Below are 23,604 nucleotides of genomic sequence, written 5' to 3'. Positions count from 1 at the left end.
TATTATTTTGTATAACCAGGATTTTGCACCATATTTTTGTTGACAAATATTTCATCTGCGGGAATAGGAAGATTGTATTGTGCTTTTGTCGACTCCAACAATATTGCTCCCGCCGTATTTACAGCATCTTGGGCACCTCTACGAATAGGCATTTTCCTTCTTTTCAAATCAAAAAAACGATGGCCTTCAAATGCTAACTCCTTGTAGCGCTCCACTAAAATAGCATCAATAAGTTCCTCTTTCGAAGCAATCACTTGGTTTTGATAATCTTGGATTCGAGCTTTTCGCAAGACGTTCAAATCATTATTTGCTTCATTGAACTTATTTGTTTCGGCATTAGCTTCAGCCCGAATTAAATACATCTCCCCCGTTCTAAATAATTTAACATCCACAAGACCAGCTGTTGCATCAGCTTCTTTACGGCCCAAATATTTTCCAATCAGATACTGTTGTTTCCCTGCTCCCCGATTGGGATCATCGAGAATATAGCTTCCAAAACGAATATCTTTATTCTTGTTAAATAAAGCGATCAATTTATTGGAAGGTGTGTAAAGTGCTATTTCGCCATCCTGCCTAAAGAACATCGCTCCGATAGGCCCTTCAGCTGGAGAACCATCTTCTTTGGGTAGATCTGCTGCAGTCCTACGCAATGAAAAAACCACTTCATTGGAACTCTCATCTGACCATATTTTTGGAAAAGAAGTCCTATCAGCCAATGGCTTTGCAGCAATGACTTTTGATGAAGCAGCAATTGCCAGTGGCCAATCTTTTGCATATAAAGCGGCTCTTGCCTGCAATGCATACAAACCCGTTTTAGAAAAGCGGTAAACAGCCTCTTCATCTCCAATTAAGTCCAAAGCCTCATTAATGTCCTTTTTGACTAAACTGATTACTTCGGCAACTGTTTTCCGTGATGGATGTCCAATTTCAGACTTCAACATATAGGGAATCCCCAATGCTGTAGGCTCATAGCTCGCTGCATAAGCTCTCAAAAGCTCAACATGAGCAAAAGCACGGATTGCAAGCAATTCGCCTTGGTAATGCTTTTTCTTATCAGCATCTACTTTCTCCAATTTTTCCAGTCCTGCCAAAGCGCGATTCGCACGATCTATGACCACATAGTATTCACCAAAAGCACTCGTCACCGATAAACTTGAGGCTGTATATTGCCAACGATAAGCACTAACATTTCCGACGGTGTTTTCCAGTGGATAAATTGCTTCATCCGAGACAACCACACTATTTCCTATGAGTGTATAGGTCATACCAGCGTAAGCACCCTTGATGGCCATATCGATATCATCCAGATTACGGTAAGCCTTTTCGGGATCAATCGTATCTGAAGGTTTTAGATCTAATTTATTACAGGAATAGAAAGTCGACAAACCCACAGTAAAGAGGCCGATTACTAATATATTTTTAAATGATTTCATTGCCGTAGTCCTTTTTAAAAATTAACACTGAATCCTGCTGTATATGTTCTCGGAGCTGGATAGTTAAAACGACTTATCCCTTCACTATTTTCGGGATCAAGCCCCCTCCAGGACGTCCAGGTCAATAAATTTTGCCCCTGAAAGAAAATTCGGCATCCTTTAATTACCTTTTGATCCCCAAACAATGTTTTCGGAAACTGATAAACTAAATTGACATTCCGTAATCTGAGGAAAGAGGCATCCTGAATATCTTTGGACGTATATTCGCGTGGTACATCAATCCGCTGTAAAATGGCATTATCTCCCGGTTGCTTCCAACGATCAGTAAGCATGCGTATACTTTGGTTACTCGTCATATAGCCTGAATTTTCATTATAAAAATCCTCGTTATTCCAACGGCGGACGTCACTCACAAATGCAAACAAAGCATCCAACGAGAGGCTCTTCCAGCGGACAGTTGTATTAAACCCACCAACCCACTTTGGAAACATACTGCCAGATTTTGTAACGGCCTGTGAAGTTTCATCGTATTCGGTTGTTATACTACCATCGCGGTTATAATACTGCGCATCACCCGTTTGGGGATTAACCCCTGCCCACTCAGGTGCATAATAGGTTCCATATGGCAAGCCCACACGCATGATCCGTGTATCTCCATCTAAAACCTCTGTCAATGCATCAGAAAGATATAATATGGTATTTTTATTATAGGAAGCATTGACCCCTAAAGTCAGCCCCCAATCTTCCCTCTTAATGACATCACCGGATAAGCTCATTTCCACCCCTCTATTACGCATCTTGCCCGTACTCAATGGTAGCTTACGATCCAAGAATCCCGATGTCAAGGAAATCGGCTGATCAAAAAACATGTTTTTGGTTATTTTATTATAATAATCCATGGCAACACGAAGCCGCTTTGATGAAAAAAGCTCTAAATCAAATCCAGCATTGAATTCATCCACATATTCCCAGTCATAATTTGGATTTCCGGGATCATAAGGACGAATGGCTGTTTCACCACCATAGGTAATGTCCTTTCTAAAAGTTGCTAAGTAATTGAAATCACCATTGATTGTACTGGCCGTGGTACCGTAACTAGCTCGTAGGGATAGGCCTTGTATGAATTCATTGGACTTCAAGAATTCCTCTTCCTTGACATTCCAATTTGCGCCGAAGGAGTAGAAACCATGCCAACGATTCGCCTCCGCTACACGGGAAGAGCCATCATAACGATAACTTGCCGTCAACGAGTAACGATTGTCATAAGTATACCTTCCCAGGGCCATATACGAAGCCAATGCATATTTGGTCCGCCCACCCAAAATGGCTGGTAAATAGGTCGGACTTACAGTTACACCATTCGGATTTTCCGGTAGACGGCTATCAATACCGTAACCTTTGTACCCAAAGGCGCGGTTACGTCGATATAAATATTCAAAATAAGCCGAGAGCTCCAAATTATGCTTTTCGTCAAAAGTATTTTGATAGGTTAATCCTGTGGTACTGATCACATTGGTAGACCGGAGATTGTCTTCTGCAAATAATCCCTTTCCCCCAAGTGTCGGATCTCGATCCCGTGATCCATAATAAGAATCCGGGTTGATATAATCTTGGCCGGTAGTCGTATTATAGTCTATACCCAATCGGGTGTGAACTTTTAAGGTCGGTAGCAATTGATAATTTAGATTGAGGCCAACATTGGTATTAAACAACTCAGAAGAGCTACTTGAGTTGAGCAGACGTTCCAATCCGGCACTCCCTTCACGCTGATCCAAAATAAAGTAATCGTCTTCATTACCAAAATGAATGAGCGTTCCGTCCGGTGCATACGGATATTCATAAGGTAGTGCATAATAAACCGATGCCATAGACGATCCGACACGTGAAGCTCCTACACCTTCGGTAAATTTCGAATTTGTATACCCAAGGGTCACATTTACACCTCCTGAAAGCTTCCCTTTATCAAAATCTACATTATTTTTCAAGGTATACCGATCAAGACCAGATCGAATGGCAACACCCTCCTGTTTATAGTATCCTGCACTGCTATAGAACCGCACATGCTCCCCGCCTCCACTTATATTCACCTGCTGATCCATAAACTTTCCGTTACGAAAGAAGTAATCACGCCAGTCAACATTAATCCCTCTCAAACTATCCAAAATTTGAGCTGCTCGCGCTTTATAAGCGGAAGTTCCACCCGCTACGTCGGGATTTTTAGGTGAATAAGTCCATCCGGGACCTATACCTTCATTGTTATCTGGATCGACAAAGGGCCCCAATTCTTCTTCAAATTGCAAACGTTGCTGTGTATTCATCATTTGGAATTTTGGCCGTGTCAGTTTGGAAAGACCATATTGAGAGTTAAAATTCACAGCTAGCTGGCCAGATTTACCTTTTTTTGTCGTGATAACTATAACACCGTTTGAACCTCTGGATCCGTATAAAGATTTTCCTGTTGCATCGCGCAATACATTGACAGATTCAAAATCATTCGCGCTGAAATTCTTCAGTTCAGATGTGGCAATAGGAATTCCATCGATCACATACAGAGGATCCGAAATACCATTTATGGAACCAATTCCCCGGATAACGACAGAAGCAGTAGCACCGGGTTGTCCTGAACTAGCCATCACACTCATCCCCGGAACACGCCCCTGCAGCATTTGGTCAACAGAAGCCATAGGTACCTGTTCCAGATCTTTTGCTTTTACTGTCGTTGAAACATTGGCGGACTGTTTTTTCGAATAATTCGTATATCCTGTCACCGTCACATCCTCCAACACCGTGCTCTTATTTGCCAATACAATCGTTAGCGGCCCAGAACCACTGACAGTATTACGCTGTCGACCATAGCCCACGGAGGAGAACTCCAATTGATCCCCTAGTTTTGCGGCTATACTGAAACTACCATCTGGAGCAGACTGTGCGGTTGTTCCTGCCGTCGAATTTCTGACAGTGACGCCTCCGATGCCCTGGCCCTTCTCATCAATAACTTTTCCGCGAATAATTTGTTGCAACAGTACAAATGAATTTCCATGATTGGCAGATGAGATGGATTTGCTTCCAGTCTTGGCAATAGTTGGTGCTAGGTTTAGGGCGAGCGCTAGTGTCATCAGCGCCTGTGCGTGCATGCTACCTCTCATAATTATCTACATTTTTGGTCAGTGGTAAAGCGTATCAACATGGATAACTTTAGCTAACCTAAAATGCAAATAATTATCGAACAAATGAAATGTTTTTTGCCTTATTCATCTTCTTTGTCCCACCAGTCGGATGCCTGTAAATCATCTATTTCTCGGCGGTCTTTCTTGGTAGGTCTCCCTGTTCCACGGTCTCGCTTAAGCACAGGTGCCTGAAATACCGATTTGTAGCCTACAGTATCTTCTACAGGTGTTTGATCTTCATAAAACTGAACAGCAGTTTTTGCATCCACCCGCCGCTCGAGAAGACCGATCACTTTAACAACTTTCTTTTCTATTCCTTTTTGGATATGATAGACATCGCCGATTTTAACTTCGTAAGAGGGTTTAATATTTTGACCATTCAGCTTGACCCGTCCTGCCTTACAGGCTTCGGTTGCCAAAGTTCTTGTCTTAAACAATCTTATCGACCATAAATATTTATCAATTCTCAATTTTTCTGATGCTGCAGCCATAGTACAAAAATAGTTATATTAGCAAATTATCGTGGTATTCCCACGGAAATTAACATATTTCCCCTATGAACATTTTCTTCATGGCAGGGAGAGAGCGATAAAGTTGCTTTTAAATGCAACTTTATCTAAGTTTGTACATCAAAATAAACAAATTCAAATAAGCAAACAAATAATATGGTAGAGCCACTTAAAAAATTGATTGAGGAAGCTTGGGAAGATAGACAATTATTGGAGTATAAAGAATATACAGAAGCAATCCGTACGGTGATCATGAAGCTAGACAGCGGTGAAATCCGTGTAGCGGAATTGATCGGCACGAGATGGCATGTAAATGACTGGATCAAGAAAGCTGTGATCTTGTATTTCCCGATCAACGATATGCGTGAAATGACAGCAGGTCCTTTTGTATTCCATGACAAAATGAAGTTAAAAACGGATTACAAACACACGGGTGTGCGTGTTGTTCCTGGCGCTTCTGCTCGTTTAGGTGCTTATTTAGCGAAAGGGGTAATTATGATGCCTTCTTATGTTAACATCGGTGCTTATGTAGACGAAGGTACCATGGTAGATACATGGGCAACAGTCGGTTCCTGTGCTCAAATTGGTAAACATGTACACTTAAGTGGAGGTGTTGGTATCGGTGGCGTACTTGAGCCAGTTCAAGCTGCTCCGGTTATCATCGAAGACAATGTATTTATTGGATCAAGAGCGATCGTTGTTGAAGGAATTCGCGTAGAAAAAGAAGCTGTATTAGGCGCTAATGTCGTATTGACTGCATCAACCAAAATTATTGATGTTACTGGTCCTGAACCTGTAGAATACAAAGGTTATGTACCTGCCCGTTCGGTTGTTATCCCTGGATCGTATACTAAAAAATTCGCAGCTGGCGAGTATCAAGTTCCTTGCGCATTGATCATTGGTCAACGTAAAGAATCTACTGATAAGAAAACTTCATTAAATGATGCTCTGCGTGAGCATAATGTAGCTGTCTAAATTCAAGGTCAGAACTAAAAGAAATAAAAAATGAGTGCATTTGTGGATCGTGAGGATTTGAACAAAGCGTTGGAAACGTTAAAAGCAGGCGGATTAATTTTATACCCAACAGATACAATTTGGGGGATAGGCTGTGATGCCACTAATCCTGATGCCGTAGAGAAAATCTTTCAATTGAAAGGAAGAGATAAGTCCAAAAGTCTGATCGTCCTTTTACATAACGACAACCAATTGGCAAGTTATGTCAACGAAATCCCTGATGTTGCTTATCAACTTATTGAATATACAGACAAGCCATTAACAATTGTCTATTCGAATGCCAAAAATCTTGCTCCCAATGCCATTGCAGAGGACGGTTCGATTGGCATTCGAATTGTCAAACATCCTTTTTGTGAACAGCTTCTACAACGTTTCCGTAAACCTATTATCTCTACTTCAGCAAATATTAGTGGTGAGCCAACAGCGAAAGATTTTGACGAAATAGCTGAAGAGATCAAAGCAGGTGTAGACTATATTGTTGAATACGACAGGCATGTGAAGACTGATGGTAAATCGTCTACCATTATGAAGCTAGACCCAAGTGGTAAATTTGAATTTATTCGAAAGTAATATAAATCCATCATGATGTACTCAAACTCACAGTAGATTGAATAAACGGTGTTAGTTATCTTGCATGCAGCTTTCATATAGACGCGATGAAAATCGAGCCTGTGAGCTCAGGGAGTAAACCGGATAGCTTCATCACAAAATTGAAACCGCCGAAGGCAGCGTGATTGATGAACAAATAATTTATACAGATGAAAAAGATCATTTTATTTTTTGCATTGGCAATTGCTGTAAGCACGCAATTATACGCTCAGAAAAAGGAGATTCCTTCAGCGAAACCGGGTGTGAAATATGGAAAGGAAATTCAGGCTAATAAAGCGATTTCTGTTGCTAAACTGGAAAAAGAACTAAGTAGCAAGAATACCTTCAATGGTAAAATTGAAGGCAAAGTCGTTGAAGTCTGCAAAAAGAAAGGCTGTTTCATGACCTTACAACGCGATGGAGAGGAACCTATCATGGTACGTTTTAAAGATTATGGATTCTTTATGCCCGCAGATATCATCGGTAAGACAGTTGTTGTCGAAGGTGTAGCCAAGCGGAAAGAAACTTCAGTCGCTTCATTGCAACATGCCGCAAAAGATCTCGGTAAATCTCAAGCCGAAATAAATCAGATTACTCAGCCAAAAAACGATATTAATATTGTTGCTGATGGGGTTCTTGTCGTAAGATGAAAAAATTTCAAACAGCAACTGCCCCATCCATCAATGTAGGTGGAAAGCTAATGACATTTGACAAGCCTGTTATTATGGGTATTCTCAATGTTACACCAGATTCCTTTTTTGATGGTGGAGATAATACCACGGTAGAGAAAGCGCTGGAAAAAGCAAGTAGTCTCTTAACGGCAGGCGCTCAAATCCTCGATATTGGGGCCTATTCTTCACGTCCCGGCGCGCCATTAATCTCTTCTCAGGAAGAAATGGACAGAGCGCTTCCCCCTATCCTGGCAATCAGAAACGCCTTTCCAGAAGCGATCTTATCCATAGACACCTTCCGGGCGGATGTCGCTGCAGAAGCCATTGACGCGGGTGTACATATTGTCAATGACGTATCAGGAGGCACGCTTGATGAGGAGATGTTTGCAACAGTAGCCAAATATCAGGTGCCTTATATCCTCATGCATATGCGTGGAACTCCAGAAACCATGCAAGGACAAACCGAATATACCGACATCGTGACTGATGTTGCTACCTTTTTGGGACAATGTATAGCTCGTTTAAGAGATCTGGGTGTAAAGGATATAATCCTCGATCCTGGGTTTGGCTTTGCCAAAACAATCGATCAAAATTACGAGCTGCTTTATCGGGTCGATGAATTACACTATCTTGGTCTACCAATTTTAGGTGGCATATCACGTAAATCCATGATCTACAAAAAATTGGGTACTACAGCCCAAGAAGCACTCAATGGTACAACGGCATTAAATACCCTACTTTTGGAAAGAGGTGTACAGATACTCCGTGTCCATGATGTGGCAGAAGCTAAACAGCTTGTTGATCTCTTCTATTAGAGCAATGTGCACACTATTTGTATAAACATCGTTCCGGGTATCTCATATTTACCTCCCAATAAATGTTGGATCACTTAATGTTTCTATAAAAGCGATAATATCCTGCTGTTCCTGTTCTGATAATGGAATTCGATTACCGTTTTCTTTAAGAATAGGATCGAGATTTTCCGCTGCTAACACGCCTTTATCGAAATAATCCAAAACAGATCTTAAAGTTGGAAATTGACCAAAACTCCCATAAGGGGCCGTATACATGGCATTTCTTAACGACGGAACACGAAATGCCATCTGATCCTCAATACGCCCTGTGACCCGGCCACGGCCGACTTCTTCTGAATTTGGATTCAATGGAAACCCTACATTCCTAAAGCTTTGATCAGTAAATAGCGCTGTACTATGACAACTTGCACATTTACTCTTGAAAGTAGTATACCCTCTCTCTTCTTCCGCTGTAAATCGCTCCCCTTCATTTCTTTTTACACGATCATATTTGCTATTTGCAGAGATCAATGTATACTCGTATTGTGCAATACTGCGATAAATTCGATCAGCCGTTATGCTTGCATCGCCAAATGCTTTTTGAAATAATTTTTTATAATCGGTATCAACAGCAATTTTACCAATCACCTCAAGAATAGAAGAGTTCATTTCTTCATGTGTTATAATCGGAACGAGAGGTTGTTTTTCCAATTGCAGGATATTTCCATCCCAATTATAAAACTTCATAAATGCCATATTCTGAATTGCAGGGGTATTACGAAGTCCCACCCGTCCATAAATTCCGACAGCCTGTTGCTTTCCATCTGAAAAAGCTAGACTGGGATTGTGACAACTCGCACAGGAAATCGTATTATTTCCGCTGAACCTCTTTTCATTAAATAATTTCTCGCCCAATTCAACACCATATTTTGTAGGTCTATTTTGTACTACGGAGCCATTTAGCGCTGAAAATTCAGCTGGTATCTCCAGAGAAATTTCTGGGTTGTCCTCCTTGATTGATTCGTTTATATCCCTTTTACTGCAGGATAGCACAATCAACAAAACACTTAAAACGCAGATTACTTTTTTCATTCGAATAAATGATTTGCAAATAAGAATCGGGGTATTATACCGCTATAGTTCCCTACTAACGAACAAAGGGTCTGTTAGATTTTATGTTAAGACAGGGCCATCATTGGAACAGCACAGACATTCCAATCTGAATATTCCTAAGTTCCTGATGGCCCTGCTATCAATTTATATTTCCTTTAATTATTTTCGACACGCTCGACAGAAAACATGCCGCTTTTATCCTCTTTACCATCACCACCAATATTGTTTACAAACACTTCCATGGCTGCCATGCTGCTATGAAGGCTCGGTGTTGTTGCGTTTTTCGACGTTAGGATTACTTTTGTTTTTCCACTTAAGAGTTTATCAAAGTCAGCTTTGATCGTGATTTTAGGTGTATTGCTTCCCACAACAGCAGTCGTCGTTAGATCCAATGTGATATCGCGATAAGCATCCACGCCCTGCGTATATGTTTCAGGTTTACCTCCCTCTCCATTCAGTGTACTTCCAGTGTGCACCTGAAATGCATTATTTTCACCGCCATAAAATCCTTCGATCTTCGTAAATCGATATCCCGTAGCCCATTGCCACATCATATCGGTATCATTAGCTCCCGCTGCAGCATAAAACAGCGGAAATCTGACCTGATCCAATGTATTGATTTCTTGCTTTACCCCTAATCCAAATTTGAGCTGACGATACTCCCCTACAGGTATATTGGTCAATACATAATCCAAACTCGCTTGCTTGCTTTGGTTAACCACAGTAGCCCCTTTATCCAGGTCATTTACATTGTAAGGAATTTCAGTCCCATCTGTTTTAACAAGTCGAATATTACTGACAACGTACTTAAGTTCCGAGAGGTGGTGTGCTTGATCCTTTTCTGATGTGGTAACGGTAGCATCAGTAGATTCAGCTCCTCCAAGGACAATGGTGTTATTTTTAAATGTATTGTTAAAATGTAAGCTAATATTATTTGCTACGGGGTTGTTATCGTTTTTGCTACAGGAAATCATTATTAATGAAACAGCAGATAAAATTAGATAGTTCGTTAATTTTTTCATTGTATGTGTTATTTAAATGTGATTGATTTTTTTAAAAATTGACTTTTAGGGAGGTAAAAATATTCCGTCCCATTCGCGGAATATTTCCCCAATCCGCATAGGTACTATAATATTCATTCAACAGGTTCTCAGCTCCAACCTGAAAGACAGATTTGAACTTGCCGAGGCTGAAACTGTAATCCGCAGATAAGTTCCATATTTTATAGGAAGCCGTTTGATCTTCACCATAGGCTGGACTGTAATTGGTCTGGGCAAAATCCCCATTTAATGAAGTCCGCAAGCCTATTCTTTTATAGCCATAATGAAGTGCTGTCTGATAGCTTAACGGCCGTATAAAAGGGAGATTCCCCTCTTCGTCGTCCTTACCTCTAGCGTAGGTTAGCACCGCTTTCCAATGCAGGTTATCCAGGACTTTATAATCTATGCTCATCGCTGTATTAAACAGCGTCCCATACTTTAAAGATGTATAACCCTTCACACCAACGGATTGATAATTCATAGGACTTCCTAAACTCAAAATCCGTCCGATGATATAATTGTCGATGTAGAAGTAGTTCACTTTTGCGGATACACTTAGCTTTTCCGTTTTGAATCCAACACTGGCATTAACCTCATAAGAGATTTCATTTTTGAGATCAGGGTTTCCGATGTAATCGTAACGGTCAAAGCTATTGTAGATATAATAACCATAGGCTTCGGAAACGGATGGTGCACGATGTCCAAACCCTGTTCCGACAGAAATATCAAACTGATTTAAGTTTAACTCGTAACTGGCATGTAGCCCTGGAAGCCATCTATTCTTTTTTTGCGGTGCTCCCGGATGAAAAATCCAGTTAAATTCCACATATTTAGAATAATTGTAGTTCCAGCCCAACGATCCACCCAAGTTCACTTTACTCCGATCTGAAATCTCCCAGGAATTATTCATTGCAAGACTCGCAAAACGGGTTGTTACCCAGGGCCAGCTATAGGCAAACATGGTCTGTTTGGATCGATCCTGTGGGTACATCCGCATTTCCGCTATCGAAAGATTATCATAAGCATTTAGCTGTACTTCTGAAGAATATCGGTCTTTCTTTAAATTTATTTTTGACACCAATCCATAGGTTGTACTCCATCCGGGCATATCCATATGTACCAAATTCTCCGGCCGTGTCGTATCATCCATATAGTGCTCCACGGCATTGAAATAAACTTTGGTATCCCACACTTTTACCATCCCTTCCTCAAACAATTGCTTATAGGATGCTGATGTAATAATCGCCCGTGATAACCATAGATCCATCGGTAAAGCTGGAAAGCCAACATCTTTTGCCCGATCAAATATCGCATCTACCCTGATGGCAGAAAGTGGACTTGTCTTATAGGCTAGACCCAATGATGCATTCAGTTTATTATATTGCGAGTGCAGTACTTCCTTGTTGTTTCCGTCATAATAATTACCGACTTTACGAAAGGCAATACTACCATCAGCAACGAAATTATCTGTTGAATAGAATAGATTTCCAAGGTTAAATACTTGTTTATTGTTAAACTCAAAACCTGTCTGATACGCACCACCTACTTTTTGTTGCAGACCAAAAGGCGTACTTCTCCTTTTGAGATCAATACTTCCAGCCACTGTCGCGCCATGCATATTCCCTTCTTGCCCAGATTTAATATCAATGGAAGAAAGGTTATTGCTTTCCACGTAGGAAGTTATGGGGTCCATCTTATCTGTGCAGGCACCAAAAATATGCATACCATCAATTGTGATTGTGGAACGCTCAGTACTCATGTTATTCAGTAAGGGTTCCCATGCATAGGCCCCACGTTTGATAAAGCTGATATTGTCTGATGAAGCCAAAAATTCATCGACGGAGACGGCCATTTTCATGTCACTTTCAATCTTTCGCTTGATCGCCGCTTCAACATTGACTTCCCCCAAACGTCTCGTTGTATCTCTTTTTACTGGGATGCTTTGCCCATGTACTTTCAATCCAAGAGAAAGAATAAAAAGAATAACACTTAGTTTCTTCATAACTCTTAGAATAGGATATCAAGGTACAACTCACTTTTACGACCCTCTACTCCCGGGGTAAAATCCTTTGGCACCTCGGTACCACGGATTACTTTTCCATCTGGATTCAACAAGATGAAATTTAAGGTCCAGTTGCCTGTCATCGTATAATTCACAATACCATGATATAAACCATCCGCTTCCTGTATCAAATCTTTATTATTGGGAGACGAGTGATTGCCCATAGACGGTTCAGGCATACGTGGGTCTAACTTCAGTGTATAACGATCGACTTGCGAATAGGAAAACTGCAATTGATCAGCGATGCTCTTCGATGAAGAATCAAGTGGCTTATTCAATTTATAGATACCAGCGACCAATTTATTTTCAGCAACACTAGGCTTCTTTGGAGAAACCAATGCTATGACATATTGCTCATCATCTTTCCCTCTGAACATAGTCATATTCAGATTTTTATTGGTTTGTTGTCGGACCAATACTTCTTGTATCACAGAGAAATTTTGACTGCCAACTGTAAAATTGACATTGATTTCCCAACTGCCCTCCGCACCACTTTCGCTGGTAAAAACTGTATAACCCGAGAAATACTTATCGTCCGATTTATAACTGAAATTATACTGATTTGGACATGATCTTTTCTCTCCTGAAACAGCAGTCTGGATTGGCAAAAATGTAATGCTGGACACTTCCAGAGGAGTATTCGTTTGCGTGTTCTTGATTCTCACGCGGATATCATTATAACCGCGATACAATACGCCATTCAACGCCTCGATGCTAATCGTGTAACCAGCGCTTACAAAGTTTGTAACCTCTTTAAATTCAACATCTTCTTCAACCACTTCCCCTCTTTCGGCTTCATAATTTGTTTTTCCCTTTGTACATGATCCGAGAAATACGCATGTTATAGCAACATAAAAAACTATTGTTTTTATCAATATACTTACCTTCATAAAAATACCATCTTAGCTTAGTTAACAGGAGACTCATCTTAGTGTAGGGTAAGTATAGTTAGAAGACAACAAAAACGACGACAGAAAGGTATGCCCAACAAAAAGGGATAACAATACATAGCCTATCCGTAGAATCTTCTAAATTAACTGGAATCCGACATCTAAAAAGCCGATAACCTGTTTAAATAAAGTTTTCATCCGTTTAATTTTTTATTCAGTTGTGATGAAGCGATCAGATTTATTCGTCGAGTGTGTGTTTTCAGCGGCATTCATGAGCTCGCTTTGCTCGGTTATTCGTTCTCTTATAAGATTGAAAAATCATGATGGTTTCATCGGAATAAACTATTCCTTAAACAGGATGAGGTGACCACGAGGAACTATTTGTCGCTCTACGTGAACAACAAAAAACTCATGATGATTCCTTAAAATGAATTTAAACTAATGGAGGATGGAAAATGGTAAAAATAGGTCTGTAAGAATAATTTTCGTTGTATTCAGGGAACGAGCGTTCCGCAACATCTTCTTGAAATAAAGAAGAGACCTTAAAGTCAAAATTCTGGGAGTTATTGATAAAAACGACATCGATAATACGTGATTCAAGGTTCTTTTGCTCCTTTTCTTCGTGTTCACGCATTTTTTTCATTAGGATACATTGTCCTCTACACGAAAGGGCGTTCTCATTGAAACGGTTGATACATTCGTAGCGTGCAATGTAATCTCGATTGAGCTCAAAAATGGACCACAGCCATACTGTTGAGAAGCTCTGGAGGAGCATCAAAGGCAATAAAATCCATATGAACTGTCTAGCTTTCATCTTGTGAGTTCGGCAAATATATAAATGAATCCTTGATTAAACAAATTCAATAGGAACAATATAGTCCCCAGGTAAGGTTTTACCTGGGGACTGAAAAATCAAAAAACAGATTATTTTGGTATAACTGTAAGCACTGCTTTTTTATTACCGGCAGTTAAATCCAGCATGAATAAATAGGTTTTTCCAGCTTCTAGCATTTTACCAGTTTTGATACCCAAATTTCCGGAATCACGTCCATTTTTACCATCACCAACAAAAACTAAATCACTTGAGGTTGTAACATCCGTACCACCAAATTCTCCACCCCAGCCCTTCTGATGGAAAAACTTAAAATTGATATTATCGGTGTTGATAGACTCGCCTGCTCTAAATGTAATTTGGTACTTTTTATTACCCAATGGGGCTAAACAGAGTGCTTTATCTGTATTCCAGCCCACCTGATTATTGGATACTTTTGGTTTTCCAACACCTTCTCCAATAATCCACACGGCTCCAGTTCCATCTTCCTGCAATTTAGCAAGGTCATTTCCGGCCATTGCTTCAACGACAAAATACTTTAGCGCGAAGTCTGCTGTAATCCGGTATTTTCCGTTAACACCATTGAAAGTAATAGCCCCGTCAGCTGATTGGCTGAAGAAATCCGGATCAATCCACCAATCTTTTAGATCCTCGATACCATCTATCGTAACCGCATTACCCTTGGTCATATTCAGTTCCGCCTTGAAATGTGTATCATCAAGACGACTAAATACTGTCCCATCGATTGCATAAGCGACAATAAATGGTGATGCCTGATAAGTCAACGTATTCAATGCGATACTATACACACCAGAGGTCGAATTTGAGAAAGGAATATCCAATGTGGATCCGAGTGTAACGGCATTATTGACCCATCCAAAATTCATGCTATTTCCCTGCTCACCAACCTTTGGCGCTTGAATATATCCTTTTACAGAAAACGGAAAATTCTCTTTGGCCGCATATTGATTTCGACCTGTTTTCTCCATCCGATAGGACTTTGATTCGGTAACCAAAGTGAGATAAGGAAAATCCGGACGGCTTAAGTCTATATCAAAGGATTGTTCGGTTTTTTTCTGACTAATATTCTGCAAAACAAACTTAATCGTAGCTTTCCCGTCTGGAATATCTTTCAAAAAAGGGACGTAAATTTTTCCGCTATAATCGCCATTCTCCTTTGTGCGAATTGTCATTTCGGCAACCTTGTCATCCGTAAAATATAATTGAGCTTTCAGTGTAGATAACGCGACTTCACTATCCGATACATGAATATTAAATACGAGACTATCCCCAAAATGAGCAGCAGAAATAGCTGATTTCAATTCAATTTTGGGATCACCAATTTGATAGACATATTTTTCATCCTTTTTACAAGAACTTACAACAGCTATTGTTCCCAATAGTATATTGATGAGATATCTTTTCATAATCCCGTTATTTAGTTTTTCCAACGATAAGAGACGACTGAATTTGCGGGCACCTCGTAGCTAAAATGATTTTTACCATCTGCCAGCGTAATCTTCCGGTTATCATTCGATTCATTTAACAACACCATAGCGTAGGTACCATCTGTATTTTGAAAGGCACTATAAACCAGCCCTTCTGCTGTATATCCTGTAGCGCCAATTCGTGTCGCTCCGGATTTAACTACAGATGAAAGATGGCCTACAATATAATAATGCGAGTTGCGTGTGATGCTCTTATAATTTGATTTGCTAATATCGACAGCACCATAACAGGTTTGACAACCACCTTCGCGATTCGGCCCCTTATCAGTATCCAACATCAAATTCCAAACAATAACACCCTTGCTCCAGTTATTGACCGTTCCCAACGCTACTTCGCGCATATCTTCCATCAAACGCTTGTTAAGGTTACGCCCGTCATTCCATTCGCCGATCGATGTCTCTGTAAAGACCAGCTCCTTATCCGGACGTTGATTATGAATATCAATTAGCTCGGCTTTATCTCCCCCATAGTTGTGATAAGCCGCTCCAGCGATAAAGGAAGCCGCCCCGGCGTCATTATAGATTTTAATAGGATAATCTTCCTGATCGGCCATATTATCGTAATTATAATTATGGTCAAACGCGTAGATCTTCGTCGCAATACTTGCAGCCTTGAGCTGTGGACCTAGAGATTGTTTAATAAATGCTTGTTGCTCCTGCCATGACATGTACATTGAAGCAGAATTTTTTCGATTCAATGGCTCATTTTGAACAGTAATTGAATAAATATTAATGCCCTCCTTCTTCATTGCTTGAAGCCATTGTACAAAATACCAACCATAATCCTGATAGTATCTCGGATTTAACTGACCGCTAGTCCAAGAATCGAAAGGTTTTAAATCTGTCAGATTATTGACCTTCATCCATTTTGGCGGAGTCCATGGTGAACCCATGATTTTGACGTTTGGATTGATGGCCAGTATTTCTTTCAACACGGGAATGACATATTGTGTTTCTTCAGACTGCAACCCAAAATTTTCCTTTCCTTCTTTGTCCCAACACGTATACTCGCTCAATGAAAAATCAGAACATCCGATAGCAATACGAATATAGCTCATGCCCATACCGTCCTTATCGGAGAAAGTTTCCGTAAGAAATTTCGTCCGATCCTCCTTACTCATTTTCATTAGATTATAACAGGTAGAACCGGTAATAGCTGCACCAAATCCGTCCATTGTCTGAAACTTCTGAGCGGGATTTAAGGTAATTGTGCTGGGCGACATATTAAACTTTGTACTAAAATCGACATATTTTTTTGTCAGATCATAGGCTCGGTTTGTATTAGTCATCACAATAGTGACATCGCCAGATTTTTTGATATCATCACCTTGTGAGGGTGTGAAGCTATCACGGTTACAAGATGTTGCCGTGATCAAACAGGACAACAAGAATGTATATATCATAGTGTTATTATTACGTTTCATAAACAATTAAAATAATTAGTATCCTGGATTCTGAACTAAGTTAGGATTCTGGTCAATTTTAGGCTGTGGAATCGGCAGACGGTAGGAATTCTTTGTAAACGGATATACCTGTGCCTTTCTTCCTGAGTCCTTCGCATACACCGCATTCATGACAGTTTCCACCTTATCCAAACGAACTAGATCAAACCAACGCTGCCCCTCGAAGGCTAATTCCAGACGACGTTCTTTCAGATATGCTTCCAATAAAGCATCTTTATTCGACCGAGTTCCCGCAGGTAATTTGGGCAATTTTACACGTGTACGGATCTTATCAATAATGTCAGCTGCACCGGAAAGATTTGACCCCAATTGGATCATGGCTTCAGCCTTTAGCAATAAAATATCGGCATACCGTAGCTTGACGATACTGCTCATACCCGAACGCAATTTAAACATAAAAGGATAATGGCTCGAAGGGTAATAGTTGCTCCAGGTTGTTGTATAGTAGACAATCGCTTGCTCCATCCGAATTTGGTCTGCCTCATTCGTATATGCCTGTATCAAATCACGCGATGGTGTGACCCATTTGGCCCAGGTAAATGCATTGTCGTAATTGGAGAGGTCGCGACCAAACATCCAAGTCGCCCAGTTTCCAGATCCAGGCATAAATTGCGCCTCTAAAATTGATTCTTTTGTATTTCGTTGCCCTAAATCGGTCTTGGCCGCATTCACTTCATATAAATCTCCATAATTAGGGTTCAAATCAAATCCATCTCCAGCCAATGCATCTGCATACTGAATCACTTTATTATAATCTCTGAGCGGTTTCTCAGCATATAGCTTTACCAACATAGCTCGGGCTACAGACTTTGTAAACAAAGTTTTATTTGCATTGTTATTGACCGAGGCATCAACCAGGGCCTCCAAAAGATCCTTCTCAATCTGTTTATGCGCTTCCTCTTCAGTTGCTTGCTTGGGGAAATACTCTGGGTATACCGCTTCGATATTTTCCGCGGTAATATCTTTTCCTTGTGTTGTAATTACTGGAATGGATCCAAATATGCGCACCATATCAAACATCGCCAGCGCCCGAAAGATTTTACCCTGCGCCTTGTAGACTTTGATGTCAGCGTCACTAATCGATTTATCCGCAACACTATCGACATTGATTATTAAACGGTTGGCCCGCGCAATATCTTCCAGATAACGTGCCCAATCTCGATCAACAACCGAATTGGATCCCTCAATGGAATTATTCTCAAATGGTACAACTTCCGCACCCGTTGTTCCTGCGTACGCATTGTCAGCATGCGAATCGCCAATCAGCAATAAATCAAGGTACCAATGCTCTTGCCGATCTCGCATCTGTTGGTAAATCCCGGAAAGAAAATTATCAACCTCGCTTCTGTTCTTAAAGACGATCTGTGTTCCATTTTCAGTTTTACCTTGACTCACATCTGTATAGCTGTCCAGAGGATCACGATTTAGCGAGCAAGATGCCAGCAACAAGCCTGTTATGAACAAAGGTAAAACGTATTTAATATTTGTTTTTTTCATCACAATTCAATTAAAATTCAACATTTACACCAAGTACAAAAGATCTATTTTGTGGATATGTCCCCCAATCGAGACCTTGTACTCTTCCCGAGTTCCCCCACTGGTTTACCTCCGGATCCATGCCTGAATATTTAGTTAGCGTAAATAGGTTGCTTGCTGAAAAATAAGGCTGAATCTTTTGAATTCCAATCTTTTTCAAACGTTCAGGTGCGATAGAATAACCCAATGAAATATTTTTCACACGCAAATAGCTTCCATCTTCCACAAAATAAGATGAATTTTTGATATCAAAACCTGCTTTGGGCACATGTGTAATCTGTCCCGGTACACGCCAACGATCGAGTACAACTGTCGTTTGGTTACGACCATCATACATTCCCTCTGTTTCCATTCTGCTCGCATTGAAAATATCATTACCGTAAGTGCCCTGCAGAAATATACTTAAGTCAAAATTTTTCCAAGAAAAACTATTTGTCAATCCGTACACGAATTTTGGATTGGGGTCTCCGATATAAGTGAGATCGGAGGGAGAAGTTTTACCATCACCATTCAGATCTCTATACATCAATTCACCCGTCTCCGGATTTACACCATCGGAGATATAACCATAAAATCCACCTAAAGGCCTTCCAGGTTCATTTCTAACAACTGTTGCATTGACTAGATTATTTGTAACCGCATCATTGTAGATTTTTGTAAAAACAAGCTTATCCAGACGGTTCTTATTAAACGAGATATTGAAATCCGTATTCCATGTAAAATCGCCTGTGAGATTCTTGGAGTTGATCCCAATCTCAAATCCTTTATTGGTCATCTCGCCCTCATTCCGTTTAATTGTACTAGCCGAAGAAGACCCTGTAGGCAAGCTCACTTCCATCAACATATCTGTTGTTTTTTTATGGTAGTAATCTAAAGTCAGGTTCAATCGATTATTTAATGTAGAAAAATCAATCCCCACGTTCGCTTGGGTCGTTGTTTCCCATTTTAAATCTGTCGCTCGCAAGGTGGTCGAATTCCCAATATTTGGCGGAGAATATTGATATTTGTCTTCAAACCAAGGTAAACGCTGAATCACATTGAATGAAAGATAAGAATAGTCCCCCAATCCGGATTGATTCCCGGTCTGGCCCCATCCCCCGCGTATTTTAAAGTCATTGATCCACTCCACGTCCTTCATAAAATCCTCGGCAGATAAACGCCATGCTGCCGATACCGAAGGGAAATATCCCCATCGACCAGAAGGGCTTAATTTTGATGATCCATCCGCACGCATATTTGCTGTTACAAGATATTTTCCATCGTAATTGTACATCGCACGGGCAAAATAGGATAGGATGGCCCAATTGGATGCCCCCGACCCAGTTCCATTCCATGAAATCTTGTTTGCCGCATTGAGCGTCTGTATAATACCATTAGCATAATTGGAACCATAAATATAACTATTGGAGTATTTGGAATCTGTCCAGGATGACCCTGCCATTGCCTCCAAGCTATGTTTTCCAAAACTTCTGCTGTAAGTCAGCACATTATCCCAAGTCAATACCGTGTTTGTGTTGCGAGCGTCAGATGCCTCTCCAAACTGATTTCTACCCTGTTGCGTAATCCAGGGATCTAAAAACGTTGTCAGTACGCCCGATCGTCTGTCCATTGAAAAAGAGGACTTCCAGGTTAAATTGGGCATAAAGGATATCAATACACTTCCTGTTGCCAATAATCTATTCTCCCGATTGTTGTTATTCTTGGTTCGTTCGAGATTTTCTAAAGGGCTGTTTATATTTAGCCCATTGAAATTGGTATTGTATCGATCAGGAAATAGGGGATCCCATATTGCTGCATAAGTTGGCGTATTAATGATCGAAGTAACCACTCCGCCACGATTAGATCCATTGCCCGAGATAATCCCGTTGGTATTGTAATCCGCATAAGATAAATTGGCATTAACCTTCATCCATCTTTTTACCTGATTATCTATATTCGCTTTGAAGTTATAACGTCTAAAGAATGAACCCTGCAGCGTGCCTTTCTCTGTCAGATAGCCCCCACCCAAATAATAGCGTAATTTCTCATTACCATCGGAGATTGATAACTGGTAATTCTGTTGAACTCCAGTTTTATATGTTTCCTTAAACCAGTCTGTTTGATCAGTAAGCCCTTCAGGCAGCTTAACATAACCTGTCTCATCCATCAACTCCTTGTATTGTGCGGTATTCAGGACTTTTACGGTATTATTAACCACATTTGCTGTAGCTTGCGCTCCTAAGGTAATTTTAGCTTCCCCTGCTTTCCCGGATTTTGTGGTCACGAGAATAACACCATTTGCTCCGCGCGAACCATAAATAGCTGCAGAAGAAGCATCCTTTAAAATCTGAATGTCCGTAATATCACTTGGCGATAAAAATTTGATGTCCTCAACAGGTAATCCATCGACAACATAAAGTGGGTCGTTTGAACCATTAAATGAGGTTGTACCCCGGACTTTAATTGACATCTCACCACCGGGTGCTCCATTGGGTTGGATCACAGATACACCTGCTGCCTTCCCTTGTATGGCCTGACCCAGACTTACTACTGGTCTCTTTTCCAGATCTTTGGTCGATACCGAAGAAATTGCGGTGGTTACATCTTTCCGTTTTACGGCACCATAACCGATCACAATAACGTCTTCAAGTACATTGGTCGATGCGTTCAGCTGAACAGTCATTGTACTATTAGCCGGCAATTCTTTATTGTCGTAGCCAACAAAACTAAATTGAAGAATACTACCTTGAACAGCTGACATTTGAAAACGCCCATCTCCGTTACTGGAGACCGCATTACTGGTACCTTTCTGTGTAATTGTTACGCCAGTGAGTGGTTTCTGATTCTGGGCATCCAGCACCCGTCCACTGACCTGAATACGGTCTTGTGCAAACACCGAATTCAACCAGGTACACAAGAAAATCAGCCCTATTGAAAAGGTTACTTTTCGAGTAAAGTAAATCATATGAAATAAAAAAAATTGGTTATTGTTTTGTCTTTGGTTATTCCAAACTAGCGAGGAGTTTCCCCTGCTCCATCGCTCAAAACAAAACTAGCAGGACCGAAACAGGAAAAAAAGCGGCGGTACTTAAAAAGTACCTCTCAAAAAATACAAAACACTATAATACAGAGCTATACAAAAACAAACACAAGATAAAAAGTACTAAAAAGAGATCGAATGCAGGCTTGAATTACTAGTTATTCGGTATGTATCAGCGGATATTAAGGTCGATCAATAGTTGCAATTTGACAAACAGAAGCCTCAAAGGCATCGCGATGGCCAGCTGCTTTGTTACGTACCTTGGTCCTATAGTTATAAACTGTACGAAGGGAATATCTAAGAAAACTAGCGATCTTAACCGAGTCATCTATTCCTAGACGAATGAGGGCAAAAATACGCAGTTCTGTATTGAGCAATTCGTTTTTCTTCGGATATATCTTCTCGTCCTCCTGAAGGAGGGCATTAAATTCATCAACAAACGTTGGATAAAGGTTCAAAAAGATCCGATCAAAATTGATATAGAGTTGTTGTATCTCCCTTTCTTCCATCTGTGTTGATTTCAATTGCTCCCGGATTGCTTCCCACTGGTGATTGGAAGCCTTTTTCAGCAATGCTTTTCGTATATCTTCCATTTTGTCAATATAACTTGAACACATATCAAAAAATTGCGCAATATACTCCTCTTTAATGTGATTGGATTCTGAGAGTTTTAAATTCGTTTGATTGATTTCAGTATTCAATGACCGCAACTGCTGATTGGTTCCTGACAATTCCGACCTGATCCTTCGCAAATGCTGGACTTGACGATAGATTACAATCAAGCCGATAATTACACCGATCAACAAAATACTAACCACAACAACCAAGGCAATCAATTGCTTATTCTGACTATTGATTTTCTGTTGGTATGCAGCATTAATGATTGGGTAGGAAGAAGTGCCCTCAATAATCCGATAACGCACTTTACACAACATCGCATCATCAATCGTTTTTTCAATATAGCGAAAGGCACGATCAAAATCCTGTTTATCATAGTAAGCTAGTGCTAAATCATGAAATGATGCATTGTCTCGATTTGCCATCTCAATATCCGCACTCGCTGAAACAGCCAGATAATAAAGTTGACCGGCCGTATTTTTTTCGTATTTATAGATCAAGCTAATAAAATAGGACAATAAGGCGCGCTGCTCCAAGTCTTTCTGATTTTCGGCCCAAAGCTTGAAAAACTGCTTTTTCGCATCTTCCCGACTGCCATTAAATAAGGTCTTTATCGCAACGGTCGTCCGATATTCCAATGAAGATTTCGGTAAAACCTGCAATAGTGAATCTCGATAGCGTTCACTTGCCTGATAATATTCCTGGCGGTTATTACTTTGTCCATAATGACTATAAAATGAGCTATAAGTATCATAATATTTGGCTAAAAGTTTAGTAGCAAGGCCCGCGGGACTAATTTGGTTCAACAGTTTTGATGCTTCAATATAACGTCCAATCGTCGAATAAACCCAGGCTAAGTCTAGTTGAATAACTGTATGAAGTGAGTCATTGTTGGCCGGAGCTAATTTTTGGCAAAGCGTGATATAGGTAAGTGCAGCATCGGAATCGAACTTTTTATAGTTCTCAAAAATTTCATAATTCTTCTCAAAAAAACGGATTTGATCAGCTTCAAGTGCTTTCGCCTCTTGTTTTAGTTTATCTAATTTGTCTTCCCGATTTTTAACATACATCTTCTGATTTTCCATTAGATATTCTAACCGTTGAAAAATCTTGGTACTATCCGAATAGTCCTGAGCAGTTAGTAAAAAACTTAAATGAAATAGAAAAATGAAAACAAAAATGCGCTGCAACATAATAAAGCCCGGTTCAACATAGTCAAAGCTAAACTACATAAAAATAACAATAAAAAAGAGGACATCTCACGACGGCCTCTTTCCTTGACCCTTTTTTGGGTCTAAGAATTAACAAATTAATTCTTTATCGCATGAAAAATAGTTTTCCTAATTA

The 23,604-nt window shown here is 40.2% G+C and carries 17 protein-coding genes; 4 read left to right on the top strand and 13 right to left on the bottom strand.

The window, feature by feature from the left end; translation table 11 throughout:
- Positions 1 to 2 precede the first annotated feature (2 nt).
- The 3 genes from LC454_RS20765 to LC454_RS20755 form a co-directional block, all read right to left on the bottom strand.
- Positions 3 to 1,433, bottom strand: a complete 1,431-nt coding sequence (locus tag LC454_RS20765) for a RagB/SusD family nutrient uptake outer membrane protein (protein WP_223584322.1) — start codon at positions 1,431 to 1,433, stop codon at positions 3 to 5.
- A gap of 14 nt (positions 1,434 to 1,447) precedes the next feature.
- Positions 1,448 to 4,579: a SusC/RagA family TonB-linked outer membrane protein gene (locus LC454_RS20760; protein WP_223584321.1), complete on the bottom strand. Its 3,132-nt coding sequence runs from the start codon at positions 4,577 to 4,579 to the stop codon at positions 1,448 to 1,450.
- Between the two features lie 101 nt (positions 4,580 to 4,680).
- Positions 4,681 to 5,091 (bottom strand): RNA-binding S4 domain-containing protein, encoded by a 411-nt coding sequence (locus LC454_RS20755; protein ID WP_223584320.1) that lies wholly within the window; start codon positions 5,089 to 5,091, stop codon positions 4,681 to 4,683.
- Between the two features lie 174 nt (positions 5,092 to 5,265).
- Here LC454_RS20755 and LC454_RS20750 point away from each other — a divergent pair, with 174 nt between their 5' ends.
- The 4 genes from LC454_RS20750 (at position 5,266) to folP (ending at position 8,197) form a co-directional block, all read left to right on the top strand.
- A complete protein-coding gene (locus LC454_RS20750; RefSeq protein ID WP_077438248.1) occupies positions 5,266 to 6,084 on the top strand; it encodes a 2,3,4,5-tetrahydropyridine-2,6-dicarboxylate N-succinyltransferase in 819 nt (272 codons plus the stop codon).
- 30 nt (positions 6,085 to 6,114) lie between these two features.
- Positions 6,115 to 6,693, top strand: coding sequence for an L-threonylcarbamoyladenylate synthase (locus tag LC454_RS20745; protein WP_223584319.1), 579 nt, complete (start codon positions 6,115 to 6,117; stop codon positions 6,691 to 6,693).
- 188 nt (positions 6,694 to 6,881) lie between these two features.
- Positions 6,882 to 7,361 (top strand): DUF4920 domain-containing protein, encoded by a 480-nt coding sequence (locus LC454_RS20740; protein ID WP_223584318.1) that lies wholly within the window; start codon positions 6,882 to 6,884, stop codon positions 7,359 to 7,361.
- Complete coding sequence (gene folP, locus LC454_RS20735) at positions 7,358 to 8,197, top strand: dihydropteroate synthase (RefSeq protein WP_223584317.1); 840 nt, start codon at positions 7,358 to 7,360, stop codon at positions 8,195 to 8,197. Before LC454_RS20740 ends, folP begins: the two co-directional genes overlap by 4 nt.
- A gap of 48 nt (positions 8,198 to 8,245) precedes the next feature.
- Here folP and LC454_RS20730 read toward each other — a convergent pair whose 3' ends face one another.
- From LC454_RS20730 to LC454_RS20685, 10 genes are all read right to left on the bottom strand, one after another.
- Complete coding sequence (locus LC454_RS20730; protein ID WP_223584316.1) at positions 8,246 to 9,268, bottom strand: cytochrome-c peroxidase; 1,023 nt, start codon at positions 9,266 to 9,268, stop codon at positions 8,246 to 8,248.
- Positions 9,269 to 9,444: 176 nt separating this feature from the next.
- On the bottom strand, positions 9,445 to 10,311 hold the full coding sequence (locus LC454_RS20725) for an MbnP family protein (protein WP_223584315.1): 867 nt from the start codon (positions 10,309 to 10,311) through the stop codon (positions 9,445 to 9,447).
- 31 nt (positions 10,312 to 10,342) lie between these two features.
- Complete coding sequence (locus tag LC454_RS20720; protein ID WP_223584314.1) at positions 10,343 to 12,331, bottom strand: TonB-dependent receptor plug domain-containing protein; 1,989 nt, start codon at positions 12,329 to 12,331, stop codon at positions 10,343 to 10,345.
- A gap of 5 nt (positions 12,332 to 12,336) precedes the next feature.
- On the bottom strand, positions 12,337 to 13,281 hold the full coding sequence (locus tag LC454_RS20715; protein ID WP_223584313.1) for a FixH family protein: 945 nt from the start codon (positions 13,279 to 13,281) through the stop codon (positions 12,337 to 12,339).
- A gap of 433 nt (positions 13,282 to 13,714) precedes the next feature.
- Positions 13,715 to 14,095 carry a hypothetical protein gene (locus LC454_RS20710; RefSeq protein ID WP_120261872.1) on the bottom strand — a complete coding sequence of 127 codons (381 nt, stop codon included), beginning with the start codon at positions 14,093 to 14,095 and terminating at the stop codon, positions 13,715 to 13,717.
- 110 nt (positions 14,096 to 14,205) lie between these two features.
- Positions 14,206 to 15,540, bottom strand: a complete 1,335-nt coding sequence (locus LC454_RS20705; RefSeq protein ID WP_223584312.1) for a DUF5125 domain-containing protein — start codon at positions 15,538 to 15,540, stop codon at positions 14,206 to 14,208.
- A gap of 11 nt (positions 15,541 to 15,551) precedes the next feature.
- Positions 15,552 to 17,024 (bottom strand): glycoside hydrolase family 30 protein, encoded by a 1,473-nt coding sequence (locus LC454_RS20700; RefSeq protein ID WP_120261926.1) that lies wholly within the window; start codon positions 17,022 to 17,024, stop codon positions 15,552 to 15,554.
- Positions 17,025 to 17,060: 36 nt separating this feature from the next.
- Positions 17,061 to 18,581: a RagB/SusD family nutrient uptake outer membrane protein gene (locus tag LC454_RS20695; protein ID WP_223584311.1), complete on the bottom strand. Its 1,521-nt coding sequence runs from the start codon at positions 18,579 to 18,581 to the stop codon at positions 17,061 to 17,063.
- A gap of 10 nt (positions 18,582 to 18,591) precedes the next feature.
- Positions 18,592 to 21,564 (bottom strand): SusC/RagA family TonB-linked outer membrane protein, encoded by a 2,973-nt coding sequence (locus LC454_RS20690; RefSeq protein WP_223584310.1) that lies wholly within the window; start codon positions 21,562 to 21,564, stop codon positions 18,592 to 18,594.
- A 257-nt stretch (positions 21,565 to 21,821) separates the two neighbouring features.
- Positions 21,822 to 23,342, bottom strand: coding sequence for a DUF6377 domain-containing protein (locus tag LC454_RS20685; RefSeq protein ID WP_223584309.1), 1,521 nt, complete (start codon positions 23,340 to 23,342; stop codon positions 21,822 to 21,824).
- Positions 23,343 to 23,604 lie beyond the last annotated feature (262 nt).

Origin of the sequence: Sphingobacterium sp. GVS05A (assembly GCF_019969845.1) — a bacterium.
In the GTDB taxonomy this organism is placed as follows: domain Bacteria; phylum Bacteroidota; class Bacteroidia; order Sphingobacteriales; family Sphingobacteriaceae; genus Sphingobacterium.
The sequence above is the reverse complement of the archived record's forward strand: the minus strand, read 5'-3'. Positions and strand labels throughout refer to the sequence as shown.

Excerpts from the sequence above, each read along its gene's own strand:
- LC454_RS20765 (WP_223584322.1), bottom strand. The coding sequence starts at position 1,433 with ATGAAATCATTTAAAAATATATTAGTAATCGGCCTCTTTACTGTGGGT.
- LC454_RS20760 (WP_223584321.1), bottom strand. The coding sequence starts at position 4,579 with ATGAGAGGTAGCATGCACGCACAGGCGCTGATGACACTAGCGCTCGCC.
- LC454_RS20755 (WP_223584320.1), bottom strand. The coding sequence starts at position 5,091 with ATGGCTGCAGCATCAGAAAAATTGAGAATTGATAAATATTTATGGTCG.
- LC454_RS20750 (WP_077438248.1), top strand. The coding sequence starts at position 5,266 with ATGGTAGAGCCACTTAAAAAATTGATTGAGGAAGCTTGGGAAGATAGA.
- LC454_RS20745 (WP_223584319.1), top strand. The coding sequence starts at position 6,115 with ATGAGTGCATTTGTGGATCGTGAGGATTTGAACAAAGCGTTGGAAACG.
- LC454_RS20740 (WP_223584318.1), top strand. The coding sequence starts at position 6,882 with ATGAAAAAGATCATTTTATTTTTTGCATTGGCAATTGCTGTAAGCACG.
- folP (WP_223584317.1), top strand. The coding sequence starts at position 7,358 with ATGAAAAAATTTCAAACAGCAACTGCCCCATCCATCAATGTAGGTGGA.
- LC454_RS20730 (WP_223584316.1), bottom strand. The coding sequence starts at position 9,268 with ATGAAAAAAGTAATCTGCGTTTTAAGTGTTTTGTTGATTGTGCTATCC.
- LC454_RS20725 (WP_223584315.1), bottom strand. The coding sequence starts at position 10,311 with ATGAAAAAATTAACGAACTATCTAATTTTATCTGCTGTTTCATTAATA.
- LC454_RS20720 (WP_223584314.1), bottom strand. The coding sequence starts at position 12,331 with ATGAAGAAACTAAGTGTTATTCTTTTTATTCTTTCTCTTGGATTGAAA.
- LC454_RS20715 (WP_223584313.1), bottom strand. The coding sequence starts at position 13,281 with ATGAAGGTAAGTATATTGATAAAAACAATAGTTTTTTATGTTGCTATA.
- LC454_RS20710 (WP_120261872.1), bottom strand. The coding sequence starts at position 14,095 with ATGAAAGCTAGACAGTTCATATGGATTTTATTGCCTTTGATGCTCCTC.
- LC454_RS20705 (WP_223584312.1), bottom strand. The coding sequence starts at position 15,540 with ATGAAAAGATATCTCATCAATATACTATTGGGAACAATAGCTGTTGTA.
- LC454_RS20700 (WP_120261926.1), bottom strand. The coding sequence starts at position 17,024 with ATGATATATACATTCTTGTTGTCCTGTTTGATCACGGCAACATCTTGT.
- LC454_RS20695 (WP_223584311.1), bottom strand. The coding sequence starts at position 18,581 with ATGAAAAAAACAAATATTAAATACGTTTTACCTTTGTTCATAACAGGC.
- LC454_RS20690 (WP_223584310.1), bottom strand. The coding sequence starts at position 21,564 with ATGATTTACTTTACTCGAAAAGTAACCTTTTCAATAGGGCTGATTTTC.
- LC454_RS20685 (WP_223584309.1), bottom strand. The coding sequence starts at position 23,342 with ATGGAAAATCAGAAGATGTATGTTAAAAATCGGGAAGACAAATTAGAT.